This window comes from Gemmatimonas sp. (assembly GCF_036405635.1).
GTDB lineage: Bacteria > Gemmatimonadota > Gemmatimonadetes > Gemmatimonadales > Gemmatimonadaceae > Gemmatimonas.
On the sequence record NZ_DASWXE010000043.1, the window covers coordinates 1 to 2,647 of the forward strand.

At 67.1% G+C, this 2,647-nt stretch carries 3 protein-coding genes; 1 reads left to right on the top strand and 2 read right to left on the bottom strand.

Features of this window, described 5'->3' with window-relative positions:
* Together VGE27_RS03155 and VGE27_RS03160 are read right to left on the bottom strand one after the other, a co-directional pair.
* The coding region (locus tag VGE27_RS03155; protein WP_331048179.1) for a response regulator at positions 1–205 on the bottom strand (205 nt) is incomplete at its 3' end.
* Entirely contained in the window at positions 202–1,422 is a 1,221-nt protein-coding gene (locus VGE27_RS03160) for a HAMP domain-containing sensor histidine kinase (RefSeq protein ID WP_331048180.1), read from the bottom strand. The genes VGE27_RS03155 and VGE27_RS03160, both read right to left, overlap by 4 nt.
* A gap of 350 nt (positions 1,423–1,772) precedes the next feature.
* Between VGE27_RS03160 and VGE27_RS03165 the strand changes: the two genes are divergently transcribed.
* Positions 1,773–2,647, top strand: an 875-nt coding sequence (locus tag VGE27_RS03165) for a M14 family zinc carboxypeptidase (RefSeq protein WP_331048181.1), incomplete at its 3' end; no start/stop codon positions are given.

Sequence of the window (2,647 nt, forward strand, 5' to 3'; positions counted from 1 at the left end):
CGATGTCGGGCAGCATGAGGTCGAGCACGATCAGCGCATGCGCGCGAGACTTCGCCAGGCGAAGTCCCTCTCGGCCGGTGGCCGCGACGCTCACCTGATAGCCCTCGAACTCGAGATTGCTGCGTACACCGGCGGCCAGCAACGCATTGTCTTCGACCACGAGGATGGACACGCCGAACGACGCGGAAACGGACTCCGTCATCATCGAGCGGTCTCCTCGTGTAGTGCCGGCAGGCCCACAATGAAGCGCGCGCCCGGTCCTGCAGGGCACACGGGTTCGCAGCGCACGTCGCCGCCCATGGCCTCTGTCAGAGCCCGCACGATCATCAGGCCAAGCCCCGCGCCGCCGGAGCCAGCTGGTGTTGGCCCACCGTGGCCGGAGGCACCGCGCTCGAACGCATGCCAGATACGATCGCGATCGTCGGGGGCGATGCCGGGGCCCTCATCTTCCACAATCAGTCGCACCTGTGCGCCGTGCGCTTCCACCCGGGCCGTGACCTGCTGCGATGGCGGCCCGTGCTTTACCGCATTGTCGAGCAGGTTGAGCAACACCTGCCGCACCGCGTCTGCATCGGCCAGTGCAATGGCCGCCGTGTCGGGCTCCACGGCGATGGACACTTGAGAAGTGCGAGCCAACGGCGCGAACTGGGCCGCCGTTTCGGCGACCAACTCGCTCACCCGCACCGGCTCCTGCCGGAGCTGAGGCGCGCCCTGTTCCAGTCGCGTGAAGCGAAGCACGTTGTCCACCAGACGCATGAGCCGGCGGGTTTCCTGCACGATCGCACCGAGGGCCAGCTCGCGATCGCTGGTTGTACGAGCGCGACCGAGTTGCAGCGTTTCGGCGAACAGCAGGATCTGGGCGAGCGGTGTGCGCAGCTCGTGTGAAACGGTCGAGGCAAACGCTGACCGCTGGTGCGCGGCGGCCTGTTCGCGGAGCAGGCGCCAGAGCAGCACTCCGGTCAGTGCGGTCGTGACCGAAAGCAGCGCCACCACCACCGCCAGCAGCACCGGCGGAATCCGGGCGTCGTTGCGCGCCCGCACGGTGATCAGGGCAGGGGCGCCCAGCGCGGAAACCCGTGTCTCCACCAGAGCAGGCGCGAGTACCGGATGAGAGCGCACGAGGTCGACGGCGAGTCCGGTGCTGTCGGCCAACCGGGCGAGATCCGGGGCCGCCGCAAACACAATCCGCAATGCGTCCTGAAGGGTCGCGGCATCGGCCACGCTGTCCGATACGGAGCGCTGTGCTCCCGCGCTCCCTGCGGCGGCGGGCGAGGCTGCGCCCAACTGCGCGCCGACCTGCGTTGCCACCATCTGCGCGACTTCCCGCTGCAACCGCGCAGTGGCTTCCCGATGAGCCCGCGCCACGCCGAAGCATGCCAGCACCAGCCACACGAGTAGTCCCACCACGAGCGTGGCCAACACCGTGAAGTCGGCGGCCGGGGACCTGCTGGGTTGGGGGCGAGGAACGAGCATCTTGGGTTCGCTGTTCGGGTTTCCTTCAATTAGCACCGTCCAAAGCGCATTGCGGGAGGCGGAATTGTCCGGAAACGGTCAAATGCGTCAGGCGTCGCGCAGGGGACTGGCGCATGCGGCGACGGTCCGGCCATGGCCACGACGGCCACCTCGACGGAGGCCGCATGGTTGGCACCTTGCCGAACGGCTCATCCCCATGCTGCGTATGCTTACTAGTTTGCCGTCTTCCGTTATTCGCCCCGATTCTTCGGAGTTGCTCAGCGATGCACGTTGGTCCCCGGATCTCTCCGTGTCGCTCCATGCGACGCACCGCCCGACGCCTCTTCGCCACGCTCGCCCTTGCACCGGCCCTGCTGCCGGGTCAGCTCGCGGCGCAGCAGTCTTCCCTCGACACGCGTGATCCGAATCAGAAGCAGGATTCGACGTACGCGAAGAACTATCTCGAGTGGCTGGCCACGCCGAAGCATGGCAGCCCGCTCGTCGACCACCTGCCGGTGGTACCGGGCGTGCCCACGCCGCGCGAAGTGCTGGGCTATCACGTCGGTGCACCGCGCACCCTGACGTACTACGCCGACCAGCTCAAGTACTACCGTGCGCTGGCCGCCGCGTCGCCGCGTGTGAAGATCGAGACCATCGGCAAGTCCGATGAAGGTCGCGAACTGGTCGTCATCTGGATCTCGTCCGAGGCGAACCTCGCCAAGCTCGATCAGAACCGGAAGAACCTCGCCAAGATCGCCGACCCGCGCGGCATGAACGAGGCGCAGGTCAAGACACTGCTGTCGCAGACCAAGCCGCACTACCACCTCATGGGTGGCCTGCACTCGGGTGAAACCGGTCCGTCGGAAACGCTGATGGAACTGGCGTACCGCCTCGCCGTCGAGAGCTCGCCGATTCTCAACCAGGTGCGTGACCAGCTCTACGTCTCCATCACGCCGGCGGCCGATGCCGACGGTCGTGACCGCAACGTGGACTGGTTCTTCCGCGGCCTCGAAGCACAGCAGGCCAATGCGGCGGTGCAGGCGCCCAGCGCTTCGGCGCCCAACGACACCACGCGTCGGCCGGCCGCACCGCCCGCACAGGGTCAGGGTGCCGGCGGCGCCGTGCCGTACTGGGGCAAGTACGTGTACCACGACAACAATCGCGACATCAACATCAAGCTGATGCAGATGCGCGC